The sequence below is a fragment of the Rhizobium sp. G21 genome (assembly GCF_014158035.1).
GTDB lineage: Bacteria > Pseudomonadota > Alphaproteobacteria > Rhizobiales > Rhizobiaceae > Rhizobium_E.
Genome location: NZ_JACFXW010000001.1, coordinates 3,417,212 through 3,442,127, shown reverse-complemented (window position 1 = coordinate 3,442,127; position 24,916 = coordinate 3,417,212). Strand labels below are relative to the sequence as shown.

At 64.0% G+C, this 24,916-nt stretch carries 18 protein-coding genes and 4 pseudogenes; 16 read left to right on the top strand and 6 right to left on the bottom strand.

Annotation, left to right across the window (positions count from 1 at the left end):
- Positions 1–136: 136 nt before the first annotated feature.
- On the bottom strand, positions 137–1,012 hold the full coding sequence (locus tag H2O14_RS17170) for an SDR family oxidoreductase (RefSeq protein WP_182828604.1): 876 nt from the start codon (positions 1,010–1,012) through the stop codon (positions 137–139).
- A gap of 84 nt (positions 1,013–1,096) precedes the next feature.
- On the opposite strand from H2O14_RS17170, the gene H2O14_RS17165 reads away from it, so the two are divergent.
- From H2O14_RS17165 to H2O14_RS17145, 5 genes and pseudogenes are all read left to right on the top strand, one after another.
- On the top strand, positions 1,097–1,531 hold the full coding sequence (locus tag H2O14_RS17165; protein ID WP_182828603.1) for a winged helix-turn-helix transcriptional regulator: 435 nt from the start codon (positions 1,097–1,099) through the stop codon (positions 1,529–1,531).
- Between the two features lie 144 nt (positions 1,532–1,675).
- Complete coding sequence (locus tag H2O14_RS17160) at positions 1,676–2,233, top strand: TetR/AcrR family transcriptional regulator (RefSeq protein WP_182828602.1); 558 nt, start codon at positions 1,676–1,678, stop codon at positions 2,231–2,233.
- 102 nt (positions 2,234–2,335) lie between these two features.
- On the top strand, positions 2,336–3,436 hold the full coding sequence (locus H2O14_RS17155; protein WP_182828601.1) for an efflux RND transporter periplasmic adaptor subunit: 1,101 nt from the start codon (positions 2,336–2,338) through the stop codon (positions 3,434–3,436).
- Between the two features lie 12 nt (positions 3,437–3,448).
- Positions 3,449–6,554, top strand: a pseudogene (locus tag H2O14_RS17150) (multidrug efflux RND transporter permease subunit).
- 182 nt (positions 6,555–6,736) lie between these two features.
- The gene (locus H2O14_RS17145) at positions 6,737–6,883 is read left to right on the top strand and encodes a DUF1127 domain-containing protein (RefSeq protein WP_182828600.1); all 147 of its coding nucleotides are present in this window, start codon (positions 6,737–6,739) and stop codon (positions 6,881–6,883) included.
- Positions 6,884–6,952: 69 nt separating this feature from the next.
- Here the strand turns inward: H2O14_RS17145 and H2O14_RS17140 are convergent, their stop codons facing one another.
- Positions 6,953–7,495: a hypothetical protein gene (locus H2O14_RS17140; RefSeq protein ID WP_182828599.1), complete on the bottom strand. Its 543-nt coding sequence runs from the start codon at positions 7,493–7,495 to the stop codon at positions 6,953–6,955.
- 204 nt (positions 7,496–7,699) lie between these two features.
- Positions 7,700–8,767, bottom strand: a complete 1,068-nt coding sequence (locus H2O14_RS17135; protein ID WP_182828598.1) for a cadherin domain-containing protein — start codon at positions 8,765–8,767, stop codon at positions 7,700–7,702.
- Between the two features lie 131 nt (positions 8,768–8,898).
- Between H2O14_RS17135 and H2O14_RS17130 the strand changes: the two genes are divergently transcribed.
- The 10 genes and pseudogenes from H2O14_RS17130 to H2O14_RS17085 all read left to right on the top strand — a co-directional run bounded on the left by H2O14_RS17130 (position 8,899) and on the right by H2O14_RS17085 (position 20,908).
- On the top strand, positions 8,899–9,933 hold the full coding sequence (locus H2O14_RS17130) for a helix-turn-helix domain-containing protein (RefSeq protein ID WP_182828597.1): 1,035 nt from the start codon (positions 8,899–8,901) through the stop codon (positions 9,931–9,933).
- A 188-nt stretch (positions 9,934–10,121) separates the two neighbouring features.
- A complete protein-coding gene (locus tag H2O14_RS17125; protein WP_182828596.1) occupies positions 10,122–12,002 on the top strand; it encodes a diguanylate cyclase in 1,881 nt (626 codons plus the stop codon).
- 110 nt (positions 12,003–12,112) lie between these two features.
- The gene (locus H2O14_RS17120) at positions 12,113–13,282 is read left to right on the top strand and encodes an MHYT domain-containing protein (protein ID WP_182828595.1); all 1,170 of its coding nucleotides are present in this window, start codon (positions 12,113–12,115) and stop codon (positions 13,280–13,282) included.
- A gap of 185 nt (positions 13,283–13,467) precedes the next feature.
- The gene (locus tag H2O14_RS17115) at positions 13,468–14,331 is read left to right on the top strand and encodes a xanthine dehydrogenase family protein subunit M (protein ID WP_182828594.1); all 864 of its coding nucleotides are present in this window, start codon (positions 13,468–13,470) and stop codon (positions 14,329–14,331) included.
- 10 nt (positions 14,332–14,341) lie between these two features.
- Positions 14,342–14,842 (top strand): (2Fe-2S)-binding protein, encoded by a 501-nt coding sequence (locus tag H2O14_RS17110; protein ID WP_182828593.1) that lies wholly within the window; start codon positions 14,342–14,344, stop codon positions 14,840–14,842.
- Positions 14,839–17,257 (top strand): annotated as a pseudogene (locus H2O14_RS17105) (aerobic carbon-monoxide dehydrogenase large subunit). Before H2O14_RS17110 ends, H2O14_RS17105 begins: the two are co-directional and overlap by 4 nt.
- A gap of 225 nt (positions 17,258–17,482) precedes the next feature.
- Positions 17,483–18,364, top strand: a complete 882-nt coding sequence (locus H2O14_RS17100; protein ID WP_182828592.1) for an AAA family ATPase — start codon at positions 17,483–17,485, stop codon at positions 18,362–18,364.
- Complete coding sequence (locus tag H2O14_RS17095; RefSeq protein ID WP_182828591.1) at positions 18,361–19,566, top strand: VWA domain-containing protein; 1,206 nt, start codon at positions 18,361–18,363, stop codon at positions 19,564–19,566. The genes H2O14_RS17100 and H2O14_RS17095 overlap by 4 nt, the downstream gene beginning before the upstream one ends.
- 11 nt (positions 19,567–19,577) lie before the next feature.
- Positions 19,578–20,446: pseudogene (locus H2O14_RS17090) on the top strand (XdhC family protein).
- Positions 20,447–20,449: 3 nt separating this feature from the next.
- On the top strand, positions 20,450–20,908 hold the full coding sequence (locus tag H2O14_RS17085) for a carbon monoxide dehydrogenase subunit G (protein ID WP_182828590.1): 459 nt from the start codon (positions 20,450–20,452) through the stop codon (positions 20,906–20,908).
- 22 nt (positions 20,909–20,930) lie between these two features.
- Here H2O14_RS17085 and H2O14_RS17080 read toward each other — a convergent pair whose 3' ends face one another.
- Both H2O14_RS17080 and H2O14_RS17075 read right to left on the bottom strand, forming a co-directional pair.
- Complete coding sequence (locus H2O14_RS17080) at positions 20,931–21,671, bottom strand: FadR/GntR family transcriptional regulator (RefSeq protein WP_182828589.1); 741 nt, start codon at positions 21,669–21,671, stop codon at positions 20,931–20,933.
- A 69-nt stretch (positions 21,672–21,740) separates the two neighbouring features.
- Positions 21,741–22,516 (bottom strand): annotated as a pseudogene (locus H2O14_RS17075) (SDR family NAD(P)-dependent oxidoreductase).
- Positions 22,517–22,813: 297 nt separating this feature from the next.
- Here H2O14_RS17075 and H2O14_RS17070 point away from each other — a divergent pair.
- Positions 22,814–24,652, top strand: a complete 1,839-nt coding sequence (locus H2O14_RS17070; protein ID WP_182828588.1) for a calcium-binding protein — start codon at positions 22,814–22,816, stop codon at positions 24,650–24,652.
- Between the two features lie 63 nt (positions 24,653–24,715).
- Here H2O14_RS17070 and H2O14_RS17065 read toward each other — a convergent pair whose 3' ends face one another.
- Positions 24,716–24,892: a hypothetical protein gene (locus H2O14_RS17065; protein WP_182828587.1), complete on the bottom strand. Its 177-nt coding sequence runs from the start codon at positions 24,890–24,892 to the stop codon at positions 24,716–24,718.
- Positions 24,893–24,916 lie beyond the last annotated feature (24 nt).

Below are 24,916 nucleotides of genomic sequence, written 5' to 3'. Positions count from 1 at the left end.
ACGCGTTATTGCGCAGTCGCTATTTTAGCCCCTCAGCCTTTCCAATGTATAAAGATTTGCATTCGCATGCGGTGACGAAGCTGCGCCGGGGAGGAAGAGCCGCCGCCCGTCGTGAGCGGCGGCGCGGCCGATCCCGTTACTTGCCCATCGCGCCGGCCAGAACCGTCTTCAGCGGCGTAGTCGGACGGCCGATGATCCGGCTCAGCGTCTTGCCGTCTTCGAACAACCCGCCTTTGGACGCGCCGACATCCGAGTCGGCGAGCAGGCCGGCAAAGCCCTCCGGCAGACCCACCTGCACGAGCATGGCCTTGTAGGCGTCTTCGGGCATATAGGCGTAGACGACCGGCTTACCGGCGAGTTCGCCGATCGCCGCCGCGAGATTGGTGAGCGTAAAGGCGTCGTCGCCGGCCAGTTCGAGCACCGCGTTGACGTAAGCGTCCGAATTGGCAAGCACCACGGCGGCCGCTTCGGCATAGTCGGCCCGCGACGCCGCGGAGATGCGGCCTTCGCCGACGGAGCCCGCGACGGCGCCGTGCTCGAGCGCCGGGCCGATCGAACCGAGATAATTTTCGAGATACCAGGAATTCCTCAGGAAGGCGTAAGGAATCCCCGATGCGGCGATCGCCTTCTCCGTGGCCAGGTGTTCAACGGCCAGGCCGAGCGGCGAGGTGTCGGCGCGCAGGATGCTGGTATAGGCGAGAAAGGCGACGCCGGCCCTCTTGGCGGCGGCGATGACATTCTCGTGTTGCGCCAGGCGCTGGCCGACCTCGCTCGACGAAATCAGCAGAACATGGGTGACTCCGGCGAAGGCGGCGTCGAGGCTCGCCGGGTCGTCATAGGAGCCGATGCGCACCGTCACGCCGAGAGCGGCGAGATCGGCTCCGGCTTCGGGCTTGCGGACAAGCGCGATCACTTGCGCGGCGGGAACCTTTTCGATCAGGCTTTGCACGGCGAGCCGGCCGAGCTGTCCATTCGCTCCGGTAACCAGATAGGTCTTGGCGTCGTGAGACATCACATTCTCCTTGGGTATGGTCTTATTTTGAAGACAGGTCTACAATAGAGACCAACGACCCCGCTGAAAAGGAGGCAGTTTTCGATGCCCAGGTTACTTGCAAAGAACCAACAGGGACCGCTGAGGTCCGGCGACCGCATGGAGAAATGGAACGCTCTCGGCTTCAGTCGCGAAAACTGCCCGATCCGCGATGTGCTCGATCATATCGGCGACAAATGGACGGTGCTGATCCTGTTGTCGCTCACGACGGAAAACCGCCGCTTCTCGAGCCTGGCGCGCGACATTCCCGATATTTCCAAACGGATGCTGACCCAGACGCTTCGGGACCTCGAGCGGGACGGACTGGTCAGCCGGCAAGTGTTTCCCACCAAGCCGCCCAGCGTCGAATATGCGCTGACCGAGCTGGGACGCGACGCGATGATCCCCATCTCCGCCCTGATGGATTGGGCCGAGCGTCGCCATGCGGACATCCGCATCGCCCGCGCCAGATTCGATTCGACGCAGGAAAATGCGGCCTGATTTCGGGAAAATCAGAATTCCTGCCGGATGACACGAAAAAACTTAGCTTGAAATGCTTTCCACGGTTGACAAAGATCTGTCGAGGCGATTGTTATACCGGCATAAAAGAACGATCGTTCGCATTCCGACTGCATGGACCGCTGGATGGCCAAGACGCGTAAAATCTCGACCGACGACGTGCTGGACGCGGCGGAACGAGTGGTCGTGCGCCTGGGAGCGGTGGGCTTGTCGATCGACGAAGTCGCGCGCGAAGCAGGCATCAGCAAGTCCCGCGTCGTCTATGATTACAAGACCAAGTCGGGCCTTCTGAACGCGCTGGTCGAACGCCGCATCCGTATCGACCGTGAACGCGTCGCAGAAAGCGTGCGCATTCAGCAGGACAGCGACAATCCTCCGCTCTTCGGCCGGCTCTCCGCGGCCGGCGCCCTCGCCTCCGACAGCGAAAGAGCCGTGGCGCTGGCTATCTGCGCCGCCAGCTCGCACGACGAGGGCGTTCAGTCCCTGTTTCGCCAATGCACCGCCGAGGATCTGGCCGCGGTCACCCGCGACGCCAGGCGTCCGCGGGCCTCGCTGATCGCCTATCTCGCATTTTATGGATTGACGATCATGGAATATTTCGACCTCCATCATTGGAGCGAGGTCGAGCGCGCCGGATTGCTACGGGATATCGGGACAATGTACGCCGCCTTTCCCGAACCATGATCCGAGCTCCGGGCGTCCGCCGCCACCGAATTTCTCCGAATTCAGACAACCGATTGAAGGTAAGACGATGAAAAAATCGCCCTCGGACTGACGGCCTTGGCCATGTCCGCCATGATCGCCTCGCAAAGCTTCGGCCAGCAGCAGCAGATGCCGCCGACAGCCGTCGGCGTTGTGACCCTGAAGACCGAGGCTGTGCCGGTGATGAGCGAATTGCCCGGCCGCATCGCCGCCACCCGCACGGCGGAGGTGCGCGCCCGCGTCACCGGCATCCTGCAGGAGCGCGTCTTCGAACAGGGCAGCCTGGTCAAGGCCGGCGACGTGCTCTACCGGATCGACCCGAAACTGTTCAAGGTGCGCGTCGCCAGCGCCCAGGCCACGCTTCAGCGCGCGGTCGCGACGGAAAAGAATGCTCGTCAACAGCTCGAACGCCAGGACCAGCTGCGCAAGCGCAACGCGGTCTCCGAGGTCGAATACGACAATGCCGCCGTCGCCGCCGCCCAGGCCGCCGCCGATGTCGCATTGGCGCAGGCTGCGCTGGATGAAGCGACGATCAACCTCGATTACACCGAAGTGCGCGCGCCGATCACCGGCATCATCGGCGGGGCCCTGGTGACCGAAGGCGCGCTCGTCACCGCCGACAGCACGCAGAATCTGGCCCAGATCCAGCAGATCGATCCGGTCTATGCGGACTTCACCCAGTCGGTCGACGAAATGCTGTCGCTGAAGCGGGCCGTCGAGGCTGGACGCCTCGAAAGCCCCGCCCCTGGTCAGGCCCGCGTCGAACTCGTCTTCGACAGCGGCGATATGTATGCGGAAAAGGGCAAGCTGCTGTTTTCGAGCGCCAGCGTCGATGAAACCACAGGCCAGGTCACGCTGCGCGCCGAATTCCCCAATCCGAAAGGCGATCTGCTGCCCGGGCAATATGTCCGCATCCGCATCGAACAGGCCGTCAACAAGGACGGCATCCTCATTCCGCAGCGCGCCGTCATCCGCACCCAGGATGGCCGGGCCCAGGTCTATGTCGTCGGCGAGGGCGATGTCGCCCAGCTGCGCGACGTGACCCTCGGCGCCGTGATCGACGCGCAATGGACCGTCGAGAGCGGCCTCAAGGGCGGCGAACGCATCGTCGTCGACGGCGTCTCCAAGGTCCAGCCCGGCGCGAAAGTGGCTCCCGAAGCCGCCGCCGCCCAGCCCAAGAACTAAAGGCTCGTCCTGATGGCACAATTCTTCATTCAACGACCCATTCTGGCCTGGGTGTTTGCGATCTTCATTTCGATCGCAGGCCTCATCGCCCTGCCCTTCATGCCGATCGCGCAATATCCCAACGTCGCGCCGCCGCAGCTGTCGATCTCGACCACCTTTCCCGGGGCTTCGCCGCAGGAAATCTACCAGAGCGTCACCCAGCCGATCGAAGAAGAGCTCAACGGCGTCGACGGCCTGCGCTATTTCGAATCCACCTCGGACTCGTCGGGCCGCATTTCCATCGACGCCACCTTCGTGTCCGGCGCCAATATCGACCAGGCGCAGGTGGATGTTCAGAACGCCATTCGCCGCGTCGAGCCGCGTCTGCCGCAGACCGTCACCCAGCAGGGCATCGAAGTGCAGCAGGCCGGCTCCGGCTTCCTGATGGTGGTGGCCATCACCTCCACCGACGGCCAGCGAGACGCCGTGGCGCTCGGCGACTATTTCAGCCGCAACATCATGGGCGAACTGCGCCGCATCGAAGGCGTCGGCAATGTCCAGCTGTTCGCCGCCCAGCGCGCGATGCGCATCTGGATCGACCCCGACAAGATGGTCGGCCTGAAGATGACGGCGTCCGACATCACCGCCGCGATCACCGCCCAGAACGCCCAGGTCGCCGCCGGCCAGATCGGCGCCCGCGCCCAATCCCATCAACCAGGACCTGACCGCCACCGTGCTCGTCAAGGGCCAGCTGACCGATCCCAAGGAATTCGCCAATATCGTGCTGCGCGCCAATCCGGATGGATCGACGGTGCGTCTGCGCGACGTCGCCCGGGTGGACATCGGCTCCGAAAGCTACAGCTTCTCGAGCCGGCTGAACGGCAAGCCGACCGCCGCCGTCGGCGTCCAGATGAGCAGCGGCGCCAACGCCGTGGCCACCGCCAACGCCGTCAAGGCCAAGATGGAGCAGCTCAAGGGCTTCTTCCCGGCGGGCATCGACTATGCCGTGCCCTATGACACCAGCCCCTTCGTCTCCGCCTCCATCGAAAAGGTCGTGCACACGCTGATCGAGGCCGTGGCGCTGGTCTTCGTCGTCATGCTGATCTTCCTGCAGAGCTTCCGCTACACGGTCATCCCGACGCTGGTGGTGCCGGTGGCTCTGCTCGGCACGCTGTCGATCATGTATGTCAGCGGCTTCTCCGTGAACGTCCTGACGATGTTCGCGATGGTTCTCGCCATCGGCATTCTCGTCGACGACGCCATCGTCGTGGTCGAAAACGTCGAACGCATCATGGCCGAAGAGGGCTTGTCGCCCAAGGAAGCCACCAAGAAGGCCATGAGCCAGATCACCGGCGCGATCCTCGGCATCACGCTCGTGCTCGCCTCGGTGTTCATTCCCATGGCGATGTTTCCGGGATCGACGGGCATCATCTACCGCCAGTTCAGCCTGACCATGGTCGTGTCGATCCTGTTTTCGGCCTTCCTGGCGCTGTCGCTGACCCCGGCGCTCTGCGCGACTTTCCTCAAGCCCATTCCTCAAGGGCATCATGAGAAGAAGGGCCTCGCCGGCTGGTTCAATCGCGGCTTCGGCCGGCTGACCAACGGATATGGTCGCGGCGTCACCGGCATCGTCGGTCGCGCCGGTCGGCTGATGATCGTCTATCTCGCCATCGTGGCGGGCCTCGGCTATCTCTTCATCCAGCTGCCCGGCAGTTTCGTGCCCAACGAAGACCAGGGCTTCCTGATCGTCAACATCGAAGGTCCGGCCGAATCGAGCAACAACCGCACCGTGGCGACGCTGGAACAGGTCGAGAAGATCTTCCGCGCCGAACAGTCGGTCGAAAACATCGTCGCCATCCAGGGCTTCAGTTTCTCCGGCACCGGCCCCAACGCCGCCCTCGCCTTCGTGACGCTGAAGGACTGGTCCGAGCGCGGCGACGGTCAATCGGCGCAGGACATCGCCAACCGCGCCAACATGCAGCTGTTCGGGCTGAAGGACGCCATGGCCTTCGCGCTGTCGCCGCCGCCCATCCAGGGTCTCGGCACGTCCAACGGCTTCTCCTTCCGCCTGCAGGATCGCGGCGGCAAGGGACAGGCGGCGCTGCAGGCGGCCGCCGGCCAGCTGATGGCCCAGGCCCAGCAGAGCGGCATGATCGTCGGCGTGCGTCCCGAAGGCCTGCCGGATGCGGCCCAGGTGTTGCTCAGCATCGACCGCGAAAAGGCCAACACGTTCGGCGTGACCTTCGCCGACATCAACAACACCATCACGGCCAATCTCGGCTCCAGCTATGTCAATGATTTCCCGAACTCCGGCCGCATGCAGCGGGTGATCATCCAGGCGGGCGAAACGAGCCGCCTGCAGACGGAGGATCTCCTGAAGCTGAACGTCCGCAACGCCAGCGGCGGCATGGTGCCGCTTTCGGCCTTCGCCGACGTCAAGTGGCAGCGCGGTCCCGCGCAGGTCATCGGCTATAACGGCTATCCCTCCGTCCGCATCTCGGGCATGGCGGCGCCGGGCGTGGCCTCGGGCGCGGCGATCGAAAAGATGCAGGAACTCGCCCGACAGCTGCCCGAAGGCTTCGGCTATGAATGGACGGGCCAGTCGCTCGAAGAGCTGCAATCGGGCTCGCAGGCGCCGTTCCTGTTCGGCTTCTCGATCCTGTTCGTGTTCCTGCTGCTCGCCGGCCTCTATGAAAGCTGGTCGATCCCGCTGTCGGTAATGCTGGTGGTGCCGCTCGGCGTCATCGGCGCGGTGCTGGCGGTGTTTCTGCGCGACATGCCCAACGACATCTACTTCAAGGTGGGCCTGATCGCCATCATCGGTCTTTCCGCCAAGAACGCGATCCTGATCGTCGAATTCGCGAAGGACTATTTCGCCGAGGGCCGCAGCCTCAAGGATGCGGCGGTGGAGGCGGCCAAGATCCGCTTCCGGCCGATCATCATGACCTCGCTCGCCTTCGCGCTCGGCGTCGTGCCGCTCGCCATCGCCACCGGTCCGAGCGCGGCCAGTCAGAACGCCATCGGCACCGGCGTGCTGGGCGGCATGATATCGGCGACGATCCTGGCGATCATCTTCGTTCCGGCCTTCTTCGTCTTCGTGCTCAGGCTGTTCAGGACGAAGCGCCCAACGCATGTCTGATACGCCGCATGTCGGTTGAGCAAGGGCCGCCCCTCGGGCGGCCCTTCGCATTTTTACCATTCGGCAATAATTGCTATGCATGCAATGCATATTTGCCGCGCGATCGTGGCTGTTCATTCCTTGGGCGCCGGCGCCTATATCACGGGCGTTGAATAGATGCCGAAAAGGCCAAGGATAACAAAATGAGCTTCATGAAAAGACTGAACGACTGGCGCAAATATCGCCAGACCCTCTCCGAACTCGGCCGCATCAGCGAACGCGAGTTGCAGGATCTCGGCCTGCGTCGCGCCGACATCGAAGCGGTGGCGCGCGGCGAAATCCGCCGCTGACGTCATCCGCGTTTTTTGGATCGCCCTACGACATATCGGGGCGATCCCTTTCCGGCCTTTGTCCGACGATCATTTGCCCGTCATGATCACCTCGGTCCGGGAAATGGAGGTCTCCCCGGCGCTATAGCCGCCACTCTCTGCGTTGAGCGTCATCTGCTCCCGCCCCCAGGCCTCGATCCATCCCGCCGCCGCGTCATCTTTGCTCCTTAGAATGACCGACAAGGTGTAAGCCTTGTCGCAACCCTGCTTGCCGCAATTGAAGTGCAGCACGCCTGCCGCCCGGATCTTGCCCTTTTCGACGACGACCGCGCCGCGCTCCATCGCGCTTTGATAGCGGGAGGCTGAAAATCTGTAGACGCCCGGCGCGGTCTCCGCCCTGTCGTCCGGAACGCCGCTCATCGCCTCGTTGACGACCTCCCAGAGCGGCGTCGCCCGCCCCAGCCACGTCACTTTCTTTTTCCCGGCGAAGGCCCGCAGAGCCGACTTGAAGTCCTTGGCCCAGAGCAGCGTGTTCGCCGTCTGGCAGGCGCTTGCGGTCGACAAAGCGCAATCGTCCGCCAAGGCGCCGGATGCAGCGACCAGCAAGGCGGCGGCAAGGATGTATGTTCGCATGGGGATCTCCTGAAAGCGCATCGACCAAAGCCGAAATCGCCGTAAATTCTAGCCGGTATGACGGAGAAAGCCACTCAGGAGCGAACAACGCATGGGAATTCATAGAAAAAAGCGGGCGGACGTCACACGTCCGCCCGCAACGAGGCGCGGGATACAGGGGTGGACCCCGCGCTCATCTCCAAGGCTGTCGCCTGATCGAGAGGTTCAGAGGAAGAAGTCGCCGGCGTCCAGCTTGGAAATGCTGAGAACATCGATGGAAAAGTCGGCCTTGCCGTCGCCATCAACATCCGCCTGCACCGTGACGCCGTTCTTTGAGTCGGTGAAACGCAATTCACCGGCTGTCTTGCTGAACCCATCGCTGCCGATGAAGTCAAAATCCTGGTTGCCGCGCTGAGAGGTGTCGGCGTCCAGCGCTCCCAAATTGATATGCTCGTAGCGAGCGCGGGCAAAATCCGTGATCACGTCGCGACCGGAGGCATTGGCGGTGGAGTCGGCGAGGCTCTTGAAGATGAAGTCGTCGTCGCCGTTGCCGCCGGTGAGGCGGTCCTTGCCGATCCCGCCGATCAACTGATCGTCGCCATTGCCGCCGGACATCCTGTCGTTTCCAGCCATGCCATGGATGATGTTCATCGAGGAGTCGCCCACAAGAACATCATTCGCGTTGGTGCCGAGCAAGCGTTCGGCGACATCGCGCACTTCAATCGTGAATGTCTGTGTCGAGACGCCGCCCGCAAGGTCTTTCGCCTGGATGACGATTTCGTAACTCGATTGTTTTTCGTAGTCGAGCCTACCGCTCACATAGAGCGAAGCGGTCCGCAAAGGATCCTGAGCGAGCTTAAACGGCGTGTTCTCAGTGAGCAGAGAATAACGTATGATCGGCATATCTTCCGGATCTTGCGCCGACACGGTTATATAGGGAATATTCTTCGTAACGTTCTCGTTGATCGACAAACTCGACAGAGTTATGCTGTGAGGCGGAAGATTAGCGCCGAGAACGTCCAGAGTGTCGTCCGCGAATTTGATCGTTTCGATGCTGTCGATGATCTGGACGCCATCCGGCGCGCCCTTGCGAAGATCGATCACTGAACCTGTGACCAAACCGTTGTCTTTGGTCAAAGCCAACTCATAGTGCTTTGCCGCGCCTGTGAGGACGAGAGTATCTGTTCCGGCCCCACCATAGAGCCGATCCTGTCCTTTGCTGGCGAAGAATCGGTCACTCGCAGTCGTTCCGAAAAGGGTGTCGTCGCCCTTGGAACCTCGTTTGACAGCCATGTTCATCTCCCTGCATGCGTCGAGTTTTGCCGCGCAGGTTTTTAACGCGCACCATCAATCAGGCGTTATGCGTAGAATCCCATAGGCTAGGGATCTTTTTGCATCCCGTTCCAATGTTAAGAAAAGCTTATTTGGAAAGGATATCCGTGGCGTCGGAAAACTACCCGCATTTGGCGAAGAGGCGGTTCAGCACCGACATGGTCGCTCCGGAACACCGCTTCGAGGCGTTTCGCAGTCGGATCAACACGATGTTCGATATGGAGCGGCTGCCGACGTCCGAGACGACCGCCGAATTTTGCGGAGCGATCGACAGCGTCAACCTCGGTTCGGTTCTCGTCAGTTCCATGCGCACCAAGCCCTTCCAGCATTCGCGCTCCCGGCGGCGGCTTATGCGTGATTTCGTCGATCACATGCTGCTGCGCGTCGATTTGGATCCGGACAGCCTCTCCGGTAGCGGCCTAGGGCTGAAGATCATCGATCTCGGCCAACCCACCCAACCAGACATTACGCCGGGGCAGAATGTCTCGGTCGTCATTCCTCGTCGTTTGCTGGGCGACGCTGCGGATGCGGCCGCCAGCCGCCATGGTTTGGTTCTGCGCGACGGCGCCGCGCTCGTCTTGGCGGATCACCTCCAATCCTTGATGCGCCACGCCGAAGGATTGTCCCCCAATGCGGGCCTGGGCCTTGCCGAAGTCACGCCCGCGCTGGCTGCGGCCTGTCTTCGCCCGACCGCGGACAATATCGTCAAGGCGCGCCGCGAACTGTCAGGCCTGGCGCTGAACCGGGCCAGACGGGTGATAGAAGATCATCTGCATGCGCCGGATCTGACGCCCGATTTCGTTGCGCGCGCCGCCGGCCTGTCACGCTCGGCGCTCTATCGCTTGTTCGAGCCGGCCGGCGGCGTTGCCGCCGTCATCCGCGAAACCCGACTGCGCGCGGCTGCGCGCATTCTGGCGCGGGCCAAGACGACCCTGCGAATTGCGGACGTCGCCGAACATTTCGGATTTTCGAGCGAGGCGCATTTCAGCCGCGCCTTCAAGGCGTATTTCGACTGTACGCCTCGAGACCTGCGCTTCGGTGGTCGCGCTGAGACGTCGTCGACGCAGCCTGGGCTGGATGCAGATCCACTCTCCCCAGTCTTTCACAAGTGGTTGCGACTTATCTGACGTCTCGCAGTCACGACCGATAGCTCGGCGCCGAACCAGCCTGTATCGGGATCGAAACTCTTTACCCATAATGCAAAATGATAGGGCGGTCCGGTAACCAACAATTCGTAAGTTCATCGTCATATAAGCCATTAGACATAGACTGCGAGTGTTGGCGTGAGCGCATTTTGGAACCATGTCCTGGCGAATTGCGCCATGATACTCTTCGTCATTCTCGCCTGGACGAATTTCGCGCCCCGGCGCGAAGGAAGCCCCTGGCCGACAAGCTCAAGCTCGGCGTCGTCTTCGGTCTGGGCGCGCTCGCCGTGATGACCCGGCCCATCGAGGTCGACACCGGCGTCTACATCGATCTCAGAACTATCCCGATCTCCATCGCCGGCCTCGTCGGCGGTTGGCCCGGCGCTCTGGTCGCAACCGTCATCGCCGGGGCGTATCGTCTCTGGCTGGGCGGGGCCGGCGCGGGACCTGGTCTCGCCGTGATCGGACTTGTCGCCGCCATCGGCGCGGGAGGGTCGCTCCTGCTCGCCGGCCGCATCGCCAGCCTTCGTGAATCGATCTTGTTCTCCTTTTTTGTTTCCGCCTGCGACCTGTTCGTCGTCATGATCCTGCCGCTCAATTCCAATGTGGCGGCCCTTCATCGGGAGGCGCCTCTCTGGATCCTGATCGTCTTCGTGACCACCAGTCTCGCGACTTTGGCGACCTTCAACGAATTGAGGCGGCGACAGACCGACAAGCGGTTGAAGATGTGCGAGGCGGTGATCCAGTCGCTTCCGGAAAGCCTGAACGTCAAGGATAGCCAGGGGCGATTTCTGCTGGCCAATCCCGCAACGGCGGCGCTGATGCGCGCAGGCCCCGTGAATGCGCTGCTCGGTCGCAGCGACCACGATTTCTATCCCGCCGAACTCGCCGATCGCTTTCAGGCCGAGGAGAGAAACATCCTGGCCTCCGGCAGGGCGCAAATGATCGAGCAGACCATCGCCTGGCGAGGATCCGACCCGATCATCCTGTCGACTCTCAAGGCTCCGCTCTACGACGACGCCGGCGAGCTCGTCGGCATCATCACGCACAACCGGGACCTGACCGAAAAGAGGAAGCTGATCCAGGCTCTCGCCGACAGCGAGAAAATCGCCCAGGCGGCGCTCAGCAACATGGCGGACGGCCTGATCATGTTCGACGCAGATCTCAAGGTGATCTTCTGCAACGAGCGGTATCGCTCCATGTTTCCGCTGACCGCAGACCTTCGCGTACCGGGCGCCCATGCTCGGGATATCCTCGAGGGAGCGATCCAACGTGGCGAGTTCATCGGCATTCCGCCGGACGGGAAGGAGGATTTCATCGAGGCGGCGATTGCGAAACTCCGCCTCGCGGGCACGGTCGAATTCCGGCTCGAGGACGGGCGCTGGATCGAATCGCGCACGACCATCTCCGAAGATGGCGGTTGCCTCGTCGTCTGCTCCGACATTACCCGCGCCAAGCGTGACGAGCAGAAACTCCGCGACCTCAACGAAAAGCTCGAAGAGATGGCGATGACGGACAGCCTGACCGAGTTGCTCAACCGCCGCGCTTTCGACGCGTCCCTCGTCGCTGAAATGGACAGATGCCGCGAGGTCGACGGCGACCTCAGCCTGCTGCTCATCGACGTCGATCGTTTCAAAGCCTATAACGACACCTATGGCCACACCGCCGGCGACGAATGTCTTCGGCAGGTCGCCCGGGTGGTGCGCGGCGCGGCGCGCCGTCGCGGCGACCGGGCCGCCCGTTATGGCGGCGAGGAGATGGCGGTGATCCTGCCGAACACGACCGCCTCGGATGCGGTCATGATAGCGCACGAGTTGCGCAAGCGTGTGCGCGCCCTCGATATTCCCCATGTCGGCAGCGAAAAGGGCGTGGTGACGGCAAGCATCGGCGTCGCCGTTTTCCACTCCGCCGAAAAGCAGTTCACGCCCGCCCAATTCGTCGGATTGGCGGACGCCGCTCTCTACGACGCAAAAGCGGCAGGCCGCGATACGGTTCGCGGCGGCGATAGAGAAGCGCTCGAGCACGACAGGGTCAAGATGGGCGGCCACTAGCCCCAGCGCCGCATTTCTCGCTCGCCGAACTTGCCAGTCGCGCGCCTTCGCCTGTATTCTCTTTCCTGGGAGGAAGCGCGCGGCGGGGAGGCTGCGCGTGAAGACATCATATGCTGGCAGGCCACAATCCCTATCTCGTGGCGCTTTCCCTGGCGATCGCGGTTCTGGGCGGATATACCGGCCTCGGCCTCGCGGGCCGCATTCTGGGCAAGACCGATCTGCAACGCCGCGCGCTTCTGGTGGGCGCGGCCGGCTTTCTGTCGACCGGCATCTGGACGATGCATTTCATCGGCATGCTGGCGGCGCCCTTGCCCGTCGACGTCGCCTATTTGGTGTTGCCGACCATCGTGTCCTTTCTGATCTGCGCGCTGGTCGTCGGCGTGTCGATCTTCTTCGTGGTCGGCAGCCGTCCCGGCGCGTTCGGGACCGGACTTGCGGCGCTGCTGCTCGGCGTCGGCATCTGCTCCATGCATTACGTCGGGATCCACGGGCTGGCGGGGCCCTTCGCCATCGAGCACGACCCGTTGAAGGTGCTGCTGTCGGTGGTGATCGCCATCGCCACGGCCTATGGCGCGCTGCGCATCTTTCTCGATCCGCAAGTGGGCCTGCGCCTCGCCATCTCGGCCGTCGCCTTCGGCCTGGCGGTGTCGGGCATGCATTACACGGCCATGTGGGGCATGACTATCGTCCCCGCCGGCGGCGGCCATGACATGGCGGCCATGGGAGCGAGCTTCCAGATGTCGTCGCAATTCGTCTCGCTGGTCGTCGCCTGTCTGTGCTTCTTCGTCACGGCCGGCTTTCTGTTGTTCCTGTTGCCGGAGCAATGGGGAAGCGCCGAGCCTCAACCCGCGCTCGCGGCCGCCGATGCAGCCGCGATCGGAGTGCCGCCGGCAATCGACCCCGATCCGACGCCGATGCCGGCGCAGCGCGGTCGGATCGAGCGCATCCCGGTGCAGAGCGGCGGGGCGACGCAATTCGTGCCGGTCGGCGACGTTAGGTCGATCAGGGCGGATGCGCATTACACCTGGGTGCATGACGGCAATCGCGAGCGCATGTGCGGCTGGTCGATTTCCGAAGCCGAGGCGCAACTCGATCCGACCATGTTCATCCGCGTCCATCGCAGCCATATCGTCGCCATGCCGCATGTGACGCTCGTGCGCAAGGAAGGCGATGCGGCGGTGGTGGAGCTCGATGGGCCCCATCCGCATCAGGCGCCGGTCAGCCGCGCCCGCGTCGCCGAGGTCAAGGCCCGGCTCGGCATGACCCGCGGCGGCGCCTGACGGCCACCTTCCCACGATAGGTAAGAAAGACTGACGCAGTTCGTGCGCGGATAGCCGCATTTCGTGCAAAACGCCGCGTTTCGTGACGCCCGCCGCCGGCTCGCCTTGCCGAAAACGAGGTTGGGACACAGGCTCCTCCAACACCCGCGTCGGGAGCGCGGCGTGGCCATCATCTGGAGGAGAAGATGATCCCGGGTTCATTCGACTATCACCGCCCGTCCAGCGTGGCGGACGCGATCAAGCTATTGGCCGATCTCGGCGAGGAGGCGCGACCGCTCGCGGGCGGCCACAGCCTCATCCCCATGATGAAGCTGCGCATGGCCTCGCCGGAACATCTCATCGATCTCGGCGGGATCGAGGCGCTGAAGGGCGTCTGTCGCTCCGGCGCCGACATCGTCATCGGCGCCATGACCACCCAGCACGACCTGTTACAATCAACGGAAATCGCGCAATCCCTGCCGATCCTGCATGAAGCGGCCAGACTGATCGCCGATCCGCAGGTGCGCTATTGCGGCACGATCGGCGGCAATGTCGCCAATGGCGATCCCGGCAACGACATGCCGGCGCTGATGATCACGTTGGGGGCCCACTACCGCCTCGAAGGGCCGAACGGCGCACGCGACGTCGCCGCCCGCGATTTCTACGAAGCTGCCTATTTCACCGCGCTCGAACCGGGCGAGATCCTGACCGCGGTGTCGATCCCGTCGCCGGCCGAGGGGCATGGCTACGCCTATGAGAAGCTCAAGCGCAAGGTCGGCGACTACGCAACTGCCGCAGCCGCCGTGATGCTGACCATGGAGGGCGGCAAGGTCGCAACCTGCGCCATCGGCCTCACCAATCTCGCCGACATCCCGCTTCTGGCGGAAGAGGCGGCGGCGGCGCTGATCGGCTCCAGTCTCGACGATGCGTCCATTGCGCGCGCCGCAGACCTGGCGCGGTCGATCATGGCCCCGGCGGCGGATGGCCGCGGCCCGACCGAGTACAAGATCCATGTCGGCGGCGTGATGGTCGCCCGCGCGATCCAGCGCGCCGCCGCGCGCGCGGCCTGAGGAGGACACGATGGCGAAAACCCATATCAAGATGACCGTCAACGGCGCCGAGGTCGAGGGATTGGCCGAGCCGCGCATGCTGCTCGTCCATTTCATCCGCGAGACGCTGTCGCTGACGGGCGCGCATATCGGCTGCGAAACCTCCCATTGCGGCGCCTGCACCGTCGATATCGACGGACGCTCGGTCAAAAGCTGCACCGTCTTCGCCGTTCAGGCGAACGGCGCCGACATCACCACGATCGAAGGCATCGCCAATCCGGATGGCGCGCTGTCGGCGCTGCAGGAAGGCTTCCGCATGATGCATGGCCTGCAATGCGGCTTCTGCACACCCGGCATGATCATGCGCGCCCACCGGCTGCTGCAGGAAAACCCGAACCCGACCGAGGAGGAAATCCGCTTCGGCATTTCGGGCAATCTCTGTCGCTGCACCGGCTATCAGAACATCGTCAAAGCGATCCAATACGCCGCCGCCAAGCTGAACGGCGCCGATTTCCAGGAGGCCGCGGAATGAACGACATGACACCCACGCGCGAACAGCGCGAAGCCCGTCTCGAAGGCATGGGCTGCAAGCGCAAGCGGGTCGAGGACATCCGCTTCACCCAGGGCAAGGGCAACTATGTCGACGACGTGAAGCTGCCCGGCATGCTGCATGGCGATTTCGTCCGTTCGCCGCATGCCCATGCCCGCATCAAGTCGATCAACACCGAAGCGGCGCTGAAAGTGCCGGGCGTGCTGGCGGTGTTGACCGCCGAAACGTTGAAGACTGTCAATCTCGCCTGGATGCCGACTTTGGCCGGCGACGTGCAGATGGTGCTGGCCGACGGCAAGGTGCTGTTCCAGAACCAGGAAGTCGCCTTCGTGGTCGCCACCGACCGCTACGCCGCCGATGACGGCATCAATGCGGTCGAGGTCGAATACGAGCCGCTCGACGTGCTGGTCGATCCCTTCCAGGCCATGGCGGAGGACGCCATCGTGCTGCGCGAGGATCTCGCCGGCAAGACCGTGGGCGCGCATGGCCCCCGCAAGCACCACAACCATATTTTCGAATGGGCGGTCGGCGACAAGGACCTGACCGACGCCGCCTTCCGCAAGGCGGATGTGACCGTGAAAGAGATGATCTCCTATCACCGCACCCATCCCTCGCCGCTCGAAACCTGCCAATGCGTCTGTTCTTTCGATAAGATCAAGGGCGAATTGACCATCTGGGGCACCTTCCAGGCGCCGCATGTCATCCGCACCGTGGTGGCGCTGATTTCCAAGATCCCGGAACACAAGATCCATGTCATCGCCCCCGATATCGGCGGCGGCTTCGGCAACAAGGTCGGCGCCTATCCCGGCTATATCTGTGCGGCGGTCGCCACCATCGTCACCGGCAAGCCGGTGAAATGGGTGGAGGACCGGATGGAAAACCTCACCACCACCTCCTTTGCCCGCGACTATCACATGACCACAGAGATCGCCGCCACCAAGGACGGCAAGGTCACCGGGCTGCGGGTGCATGTGCTGGCCGATCACGGCGCCTTCGACGCTTGCGCCGATCCGTCCAAATGGCCGGCCGGCTTCTTCAACATCGTGACGGGGTCCTATGACTTCCCGGTCGCGCATCTCGCCGTCGACGGGGTCTACACCAACAAGGCGCCGGGCGGCGTGGCCTATCGCTGCTCCTTCCGCGTCACCGAAGCCGCCTATTGCATCGAGCGCGGCATGGACATCCTCGCCCAGAAGCTCGGCATGGACCCGGCCGAGCTCCGGATGAAGAACTTCATCAAGGCGGAGCAATTCCCCTCACTCGGCGCTCGGCTGGGAATATGATTCCGGCGACTATCACACCGCCATGGCGAAAGCGATGGAGACCATCGATTACGCCGGCCTCCGCCGCGAACAGGCGGAGAAGCGCGAGGCCTTCAAGCGCGGCGAGACGCGCGAGATCATGGGCGTCGGCGTCTCCTTCTTCACCGAAATCGTCGGCGCCGGCCCGTCGAAGAATTGCGATATTCTCGGCATCGCCATGTTCGACAGTTGCGAGATCCGCCTGCATCCCACCGGCGCCGGCATCGCCCGCGTGGGCTCCAAGAGCCAGGGCCAGGGCCATGAGACGACCTGGGCGCAAATCATCGCCACCGAAATCGGCATTCCCGCCGACGACATCATGGTCGAGGAAGGCAATACCGACACCGCGCCTTACGGGCTCGGCACCTATGGCTCGCGTTCGACGCCGGTGGCCGGCGCGGCCATCGCCATGGCGGCCCGCAAGATCAAGGCCAAGGCGCAGATGATCGCCGCCTATCTGCTCGAAGTGCATGAGGACGATCTCGAATTCGACATCGACGGCTTCCGGGTCAAGGGCTTGCCGGAAAAGTTCAAGTCAATGAAGGAGATCTGCTGGGCGGCCTATCATTCCGTGCCGCCGGGCATGGAGCCGGGTCTGGAGGCGGTCAGCTATTACGATCCGCCCAACATGACCTATCCCTTCGGTGCCTATTTCTGCGTGATGGACATTGATGTCGACACCGGCGTCTACAAGGTCCGGCGCTTCTATGCGCTGGATGACTGCGGCACGCGCATCAACCCGATGATCATCGAAGGCCAGGTGCATGGCGGCCTCACCGAAGCCTTCGCCATCGCCATGGGCCAGGAGATCCGCTACGACGAGATGGGCAATGTGATGGGCGGGTCCTTCATGGATTTCTTCATCCCCACCGCCGTCGAAACCCCGCATTGGGAGACGGATTTCACCGTCACGCCCTCGCCGCATCACCCGATCGGCGCCAAGGGCGTCGGCGAAAGCCCGAATGTCGGCGGCGTGCCGGCCTTCTCCAACGCCGTCAATGACGCCTTCGCCTTTCTCGGCGCGACCCATATCCAGATGCCGCATGACCATTGGCGCAACTGGAAGGCCGCCCGCGATCTCGGCGTGGCGGCGTAGGAGGTCCGGGTCGTGGCGGATCGGTTTGCGTCGGCGGTTGGGTTACCCCCTCTGCCCTGCCGGGCATCTCCCCTCAAGGGGGAGATCGGCCAGAGGCTGACCTCTCGCCCAGCCATCGGCGTTAGAGATTTCGGGAAGCCGGCGCCCCATCCAATCTCCCCCCTTGAGGGGAGATGTCCGGCAGCACAGAGGGGGTGCGCCGCCCACCCGTCGGAGCCGGCGTCCATGACCAGCCCCATCCCCCGCCCCGACATCGCCACACGCCTCACCACCGCCGGCTACATCCCCGACAGCGAACTGGTGACCGCCATCCAGCTGATGCAGATGCTGGGCCGTCCCTTGCTGCTCGAAGGCGAGGCCGGCGTCGGCAAGACGTCGGTGGCCACCGCGCTCGCCGAGGTCCACGGCGCAGAATTCATCCGGCTGCAATGCTATGAGGGGCTGGATCAGGCCGCCGCGCTCTATGAATGGAACTATCAGCGGCAGTTGCTGGCGATCGAGGCCGGTCGCGGCCGCGATGTCGACGCTCTCGCCGACGATGTGTTTTCCGAAAAATACCTGTTGGAGCGGCCGCTGCTGAAGGCCATCCGCAGGGCCTCGCCGCCAGTGCTGCTGATCGACGAGATCGACCGGGCCGACGAGGAATTCGAGGCCTTCCTGCTGGAACTGCTCTCGGACTATCAGGTGACGATCCCCGAGCTCGGCACGATCAGGGCCACGTCCGTCCCGCTCGTGGTGCTGACCTCCAACGGCACGCGCGAACTGTCGGATGCGCTGCGCCGCCGCTGTCTCTATCACTATGTCGATTATCCCGATGTCGACCGCGAGGCGCGGATCATCCTCGCCCGGGTGAAATCCGCCGGCGCGTCGCTCGCGCTCGCCATCGCCCGCATGGTCGAGGCGATCCGCAAGGAGGATCTGCGCAAGGTTCCCGGCGTCGCCGAAACGCTGGATTGGGCTGTGGCGCTGTCGGGCCTCGGCGTCGAAACGCTCGGCGACAATCCCGAGATCGTCCATGAGACGCTGCTCTGTCTGCTCAAAACCCGCGAGGACCGGGCCCGAATCTCGCCTGAAGTCACCGCGCGTCTGCTCGGGAGGGTCGCATGAGCTGTTGCGGAACACCCCTGACCCAAGACGAATCCGATCATGTCGACCGCGTGATCGCCGAACGCCTCGCCGCCTTTCTGGCGACCCTGCGCGACAACGCCTTTGCGATCGGCCTCAGGGAAGCGCAGGATGCGGCGCTCCTGATGGCGAAAGGTTTCGCTGCTGCGCCGACGCAATTCCGCTCCGCGCTCAAACATCTGCTCACCAGCCGGCGCGAGGAATGGCAGCGTTTCGACGGTCTGTTCGACGCCTTCTGGCTGGGTAAGCGGGTGAAGCGTCGAAGCCTCGTCTCCACGAGCAATGGCCCCCAGGCCAATCCGGCGCTGAAATCGCTCGCAGACCGCGCCGCAAGCGCCTCGCAGTTCGGCGGCGCCGATCAGGTACCGGCCACAGGCGAGGCCGAGACCGAGGATGGCGCGAGCGGACGCATGGAGGGCGCCTCTTCGGTCGAGACGCTCGACCGCACCGATTTCAGAAAACTCTCCGATCCTGACGACATCGCCCGCGCCCATGCCATCGCCGCCCGTCTTGCCCGCGTGATGCGCACACGGCTGACGCGGCGCGACGAAATGCGGGCCAAAGGCAGGCGGATCGATCTCCGCCGCACCATCCACGCCAATATCAGCCATGGCGGGGCGGCGCTCGATCTCGTCTGGCGTCGGCGCAAGGTCAAGCCGCTCAGGCTCGTGGTGCTGCTCGACGCCTCGGCCTCGATGCAGGCCTATACAGGCGTCTTCCTGCGCTTCATCCATGGCGTGCTCGACGAGTTCCGCGAGGCCGAAGCCTTTCTGTTCGACACCCGTCTCGCCCATGTCTCCTCGGCGATGCGCGAACGCAATCCCGCCCGCGCGCTCGATCGCCTCGGCCTGATGGCGCGCGGCGCAGGCGGCGGCACCCGCATCGCCGAGAGCCTCGCGACCTTCAATCGCTGGCATGCAGCCCGCGTCATCCATTCCCGCACCTGCGTGATGATCGTCTCCGACGGCTACGAGACCGGCGACGCCGCAGCGCTTGGCCGGGAGATGTCGCAGCTTGCGCGCCGCTGCCGCCGCATCGTCTGGCTCAATCCGATGCTGGGGTGGGACGGCTATGAGCCCCGCGCCGCCGGCATTCGCGCCGCACTCCCTTACGTCCAGCTGCATGCGCCGGCCAATACGCTGGCCTCGCTCGCCGATCTCGAACCATATCTCGCCCGACTGTGAGGACAGAACCGATGACCGTTCACGTCGACGTCATGGACATCATGTCGAAATTGAAGGCCGCCGAAGAGAGTTTTGCGGTCGCCACCGTGGTGCGCACCGTCTCCGTCACCGCCGCCAAGGCTGGCGCCAAGGGGGTGATCCGCCCGGACGGAACCATCGTCGCCGGCTGGATCGGCGGCGGCTGCGCCCGCGCGGCGGTCCTGAAGGCGGCGCGGCAGGCGCTGGCTGATGGCCAGCCTCGGCTCGTCTCCATCCAGCCCGAGGATCTGCTCGCGGATCAGGGCCTGAAGGGGGAGAAGAGCGCAATGGCGCGACTTTCTTCGTCAATGGCTGTCCGAGCAAGGGCTCGATGGATATTTTCATCGAACCGGTGCTGCCCAAACCGGCGCTGGTGATTTTGGGCGCAAGCCCGGTGGCCTTGGCGCTGGCAGCGCTCGGCCGCCAGTTCGGCTATCATGTCGATCTCGCCGCGCCGCATGCCGACCTTACGATGATCCCCGACGCCGACCGCGTGACCGACGGCTTTGCCCCTCCACCGCCCGAACAGAGCAGGCGCTATGTCGTGGTGTCGACGCAAGGCCGCGGCGACCGCGCCGCATTGGAAGCAGCGCTTGGCATGGAGACCGACTATTGCGGCTTCGTCGGCAGCCGGCGGAAATTCGCAACGCTGACGGAGGCGATCCGTCAGGCGCAACCGGGAATGAACGAGGAGCGGGCCCGGCGGCTGGACAGCGTCAAAGCCCCCGCCGGGCTCGATATCGGCGCCATCGCGCCCGATGAGATCGCGCTCTCCATTCTCGCCGAAATCGTCGCGATCAGGCGCGGCAGGCAACGGGCGGAACTCGACACACACACACAAGACGCCAACAGGGAGGAATAGACAATGGATATGAACGGCAGCGAAATCATCGCAGCGCCCGTGGAGACAGTCTGGCAAGGGCTCAACGATCCGGATATCCTCCGCCAATGCATTCCCGGCTGCGAGACCCTCGACAAGTCCTCCGACACCGAGATGACCGCCACCGTGGTGCTGAAGATCGGCCCGGTGAAAGCCCGCTTCGAGGGCGCCGTGCAGCTTTCGAACCTCAATCCGCCCTATTCCTACACCATCTCCGGCGAAGGCAAGGGCGGCATGGTGGGATTTGCCAAGGGTGGCGCCGATGTGACGCTGACTGCGCAAGCCGACGGAACCACGCTTCTAAGCTACACGGTGAAAGCCGATGTCGGCGGCAAGATCGCCCAGCTCGGCGCGCGGCTGATCGATTCCACCGCCAAGAAGCTCGCCCAGCAATTCTTCACCAGTTTCGGCGAGAAAGTGGCGGGTGCAGCCCAGGCGGCGTAAGCTTGCGCCGCCGCGCCGTGTCTCAGGCGCCGCCGCCGCGCGCGGCCAGCGAGCGGCGCACATCCTCTTCGGCGAGATCCAGCAATTCGGTGATCGCCGCGCGCGCGCCGTCTTCGTCGTGGGCGGCGATGCAGTCGCAGACGCGTTTGTGCAGCGGCAGCGACGGCCTCTGCCCGAGCGGATTGTCGTCGGAGAGGCGAAAACTGATCACCATCGCCGTCTCCGTCAGCGCCGCGAGCGAGCCGACCAGCTCATTGCCGGTCATGCGCAGAATGGCCTGGTGAAAGGCGAGATCGGCCTCGGTGAAGCGGTCATTGTCGTCGGCCGCCTGCTCCATCCGCTCATAGAGCGTGTAGAGCCGGGCGATGTCGTCGGGTTTTCGACGTTTGGCGGCGAGCGCTGCGGCCAGCGGCTCGATGCCGCGGCGAAGCTCGAACAGCGCGCGCGCATCCTCATGCGACGACGTCGATCCATAACGCCAGGCCAGAACGTCCGGATCGAGAAAATTCCATTCGCTGCGGTCGCGGATGCGGGTGCCGATCTTGGGCCGCGATTCCACCATGCCCTTGCCCGCCAGCACTTTCATCACCTCGCGCATCACCGTGCGGCTGACGCCATGGGCCGCGCCCCAGTCATCGGCGTTCGGCATGGGATCGCCGGGCGCAAGCTCGCCGCGCACGATGGCGAGGCCGATCTGCTCCAGCACCTTGGCGTGCAGACTGGCCACCGCCGATCCGTTCATACGGGTATTCTGATAGCGCATGTCACCGCCTTCATCCGATTCTTCATACGATATGAACAATAGGCGGCGCTACCGTCAAGCGATGGATTGTCAGACCCAGCCGCCGTCAACGATGAATCGCTGACTGGTGCACATGCGGCTGTCGTCGGCGGCGAGAAACAGCGCCATGCTGGCGATATCGTCGGGCTCGAGCCGGTCCGGCAGGCATTGCCTCGTCTCGATCTGCCGTTCGCCCTCCGGCGTCAGCCACAGCATCTTCTGCCGTTCGGTCATCACCCAGCCTGGGACGAGGCAGTTGACGCGGATGCGCTGCGGCCCAAACTCGCGGGCGAGCGCCCGGGTCAACCCGTAGATCCCGGCCTTTGCGGCGACGTAGGCCGGACAATCGGGATCGCCGACCATCCAGGTGATCGAGCCGAGATTGATGATCGAACCGCCGCCGGCCGCCGCCATCATCGGCGCCACGGCCTGGGCGGCGAAGAACTGGTGGCGAAAATTCACCGCCATCCGGTCGTCCCAATAGGCGACGCTGACCTCTGCGGTCTGATGCCGGTCGTCATTGCCGGCATTGTTGCACAAGACGCCGATCGGCCCGCAGAGCCGCGCGGCCTCGGCGATCGCGCCTCGCAAAGCCTCGATATCGCGGAGATCGCAGGGGATGAACAGCGGCGCGGCCAGCCCTCGCCGGCCAGTTCGGCGACAAGCGCCCGCGACGCCTCTTCGGCGATATCGACAAAGGCGACGCGCGCGCCCTGCCGGCAAAACCGCCGCACCAGGCTTTCGCCGATGCCGCCGCCGCCACCGGTGATGAAGACGGAGCGTCCGGCGAGACTGGGATAGTGAGCGAGCGTCGAGATCGGAAGCATCATCGTTTTCCTGAGCATGACAATGGTCGCCCGCTTTAGCGAAGCAAGATGACGGTTTTGCTTCGGTCGGGCGAAGACAGGCATCCGGCCCGTCATTGTCTATTCGTATGAATAATACGAATAATGTCACTCCTTTGTCATTTCCAGCCATTACCAACTGCGCATGTCGAGGCCGCGACCGAATTTTCCCAAAGGTCGGCCAGCCGCGAACATCGGCTGATCCCGCATCGGCTGCCGGTTTCCCCGCCCATGACGGGCGGGACCATTCACTTGTTTTTCGATTTGACGGAGCGATCCATGTCTGAGACCCAAACCTGGCGCCTGGCCAGCAAAACCGATTACGACTATCTCGATTCGAACCTGTCGGGCCTTCGCTTCACGCAAGGCCTGGTCTGGAACGCCGACGCCAATGAATGGATTTCATCCTGGCAATACGGCATGGCGCGGCTCGACGCCGATTTCAATTTCCTGCAGACCACCGGCTCGATCGATCTCTCCAACTTCGACATCAAGACCGGCATCCCGGCGGAACTGGCCGCGATGGGCTTCGACCATATCGGCGACATCGATTATTACGCCGGCCGCGTCTATATCTCGCTCGACAGCGAGGAAGGCGATTACCAGAACGGCCATGTCGCGGTGCTCAACGCCTCCGACCTCAGCTACACAGGCGAACTGTACGAGCTCAAGGGCGATCCCACCAATGAACATGACGACGTCGCAAGCTGGGTGGCTGTCGATGGCGAGGCCGGTATCGGCTACGGCAAGGAATGGCAGTCGGGCGACACGATCAATGTCTATGATCTCGACGACTGGAGCTTCACCGGCACGCTGCAGATGGACAAGAGCCTGAAGAACATCCAGGGCGCCAAGGTGCTGGACGGCGTGATGTATATGGCCGCCCATGATTCCACCCGCTCGGTCTACAGCCTCGATCTCTCCACCGGCCATGTCGAGGAACTGTTCCAGCTGCCGACGCCGTCGGGCGGACGCACCGAAACCGAAGGTCTCGAAGTCCGCAAGAATGACAAGGGCGAGGTGGAGATCACCGTCGAGCTGATCATCGATCCCAGCGGCGACAATGAAGGCGACGCCTATACGCGCCTGTTCACCTATGTGCTCGACGACAGCGGCGCCGGCAATGCCGACCTGCACCACGCCTGGTCGGTCAACACCGCCTCGGACGCCACCGATGCCGAAGACTATGCGCTGACGCTGCGCGAAGCCTTCGCCAAGCTTCCGGAGGGCGATTCCATCCGCTTCGCCGCCGCCCTCGCCGGCGAGACGGTGACGGTGGAGACCGACTCGATCGCCGTCACCCGCGACGTCGCCATCAGCGGCGCCATCGCCGAGGGCGTCACCCTCGCCAGCCATTCCGCGACGAGCGCGCTCACCGTCTCCTCCGGCGTGTTGACGCTCGACGCGGTGAATGTGATCGATGGCGATGCGGGCGTGAGCATCACGGTCTCCGGCGGCTCTGTGGCGCTCGAGCATGGCGCGACGGTGGAAACCATTTCGACCTCGGCCGACGACTTCCATCTCGTCAAGGGCGCGGCCAACCTCACCCTCGCCGGTTCGGCCGTGACCGGCTACGGCAACGCCGCCGCCAACACGTTGACCGGCAGCGACCGGGCCAACCATCTGCTGTCAGGCTCTGGCGACGACATCGTCGCCGGCAACGGCGGCAACGACATCCTCGAGGGCCAGGCCGGCGCCGACACACTATCGGGCGGCGCCGGCCGCGACTTCCTGATCGGCGGCGCCGGCGCCGACAGGCTCGACGGCGGCGCGGGTTATGACCAGCTGTCCGGCGGCCAGGGCGCCGATGTCTTCGTCTTCGCGAGCGGCGACAGCTCCAGCAGGCTGAACGCGGCCGATGTGATCTACGACTTCTCCGGCCGCGCCGGCGACATCCTCGATCTCAGCGCCATCGACGCCAACAGCGTCCACAAGGGCGACCAGGCGTTCAAATTCATCGGCTCGGAGGCTTTCACCGGCCATGCCGGAGAATTGCGCACCGCCACGATCGACGGCGACACCTATATCGTCGGCGACGCCGACGGCGACGGCAAGCGCGATTTCGCCCTGCATCTGTCCGGCGCAGTGTCGCTCACGGCGGATCAGTTCGCGCTCTGAGCCGCCCCCGCCCAAAAAAGGACGCCCCGTCAGCGATGGCGGGGCGTTTTCGCATCCCTCCCCTCACGCCGCCCGGCGGAAGGCGAAGCTCTTGCCGTCGGAGGTCGAGACCAGACCCATGCGGTAGAGCGCGGCCAGCACCGCCTGCACCGGGGCCAGGCTTTTGCGGCCCTGCTTGAAGGCCGAGGCGATCGTCTCGGCGTCGACAAACCCTTCCGCGGCCATCAGCTGATGCAGCACCGCTGGCGTCTGGTCGCGTTCGTC

What these genes read in the sequence shown, in the direction of transcription:
- H2O14_RS17100 (WP_182828592.1), top strand. Translation starts at nt 17,483, where the DNA reads ATGACCAGCCCCATCCCCCGCCCCGACATCGCCACACGCCTCACCACC.
- H2O14_RS17155 (WP_182828601.1), top strand. Translation starts at nt 2,336, where the DNA reads ATGTCCGCCATGATCGCCTCGCAAAGCTTCGGCCAGCAGCAGCAGATG.
- H2O14_RS17070 (WP_182828588.1), top strand. Translation starts at nt 22,814, where the DNA reads ATGTCTGAGACCCAAACCTGGCGCCTGGCCAGCAAAACCGATTACGAC.
- H2O14_RS17165 (WP_182828603.1), top strand. Translation starts at nt 1,097, where the DNA reads ATGCCCAGGTTACTTGCAAAGAACCAACAGGGACCGCTGAGGTCCGGC.
- H2O14_RS17170 (WP_182828604.1), bottom strand. Translation starts at nt 1,012, where the DNA reads ATGTCTCACGACGCCAAGACCTATCTGGTTACCGGAGCGAATGGACAG.
- H2O14_RS17120 (WP_182828595.1), top strand. Translation starts at nt 12,113, where the DNA reads ATGCTGGCAGGCCACAATCCCTATCTCGTGGCGCTTTCCCTGGCGATC.
- H2O14_RS17140 (WP_182828599.1), bottom strand. Translation starts at nt 7,495, where the DNA reads ATGCGAACATACATCCTTGCCGCCGCCTTGCTGGTCGCTGCATCCGGC.
- H2O14_RS17080 (WP_182828589.1), bottom strand. Translation starts at nt 21,671, where the DNA reads ATGCGCTATCAGAATACCCGTATGAACGGATCGGCGGTGGCCAGTCTG.
- H2O14_RS17145 (WP_182828600.1), top strand. Translation starts at nt 6,737, where the DNA reads ATGAGCTTCATGAAAAGACTGAACGACTGGCGCAAATATCGCCAGACC.
- H2O14_RS17110 (WP_182828593.1), top strand. Translation starts at nt 14,342, where the DNA reads ATGGCGAAAACCCATATCAAGATGACCGTCAACGGCGCCGAGGTCGAG.
- H2O14_RS17085 (WP_182828590.1), top strand. Translation starts at nt 20,450, where the DNA reads ATGGATATGAACGGCAGCGAAATCATCGCAGCGCCCGTGGAGACAGTC.
- H2O14_RS17095 (WP_182828591.1), top strand. Translation starts at nt 18,361, where the DNA reads ATGAGCTGTTGCGGAACACCCCTGACCCAAGACGAATCCGATCATGTC.
- H2O14_RS17135 (WP_182828598.1), bottom strand. Translation starts at nt 8,767, where the DNA reads ATGGCTGTCAAACGAGGTTCCAAGGGCGACGACACCCTTTTCGGAACG.
- H2O14_RS17115 (WP_182828594.1), top strand. Translation starts at nt 13,468, where the DNA reads ATGATCCCGGGTTCATTCGACTATCACCGCCCGTCCAGCGTGGCGGAC.
- H2O14_RS17160 (WP_182828602.1), top strand. Translation starts at nt 1,676, where the DNA reads ATGGCCAAGACGCGTAAAATCTCGACCGACGACGTGCTGGACGCGGCG.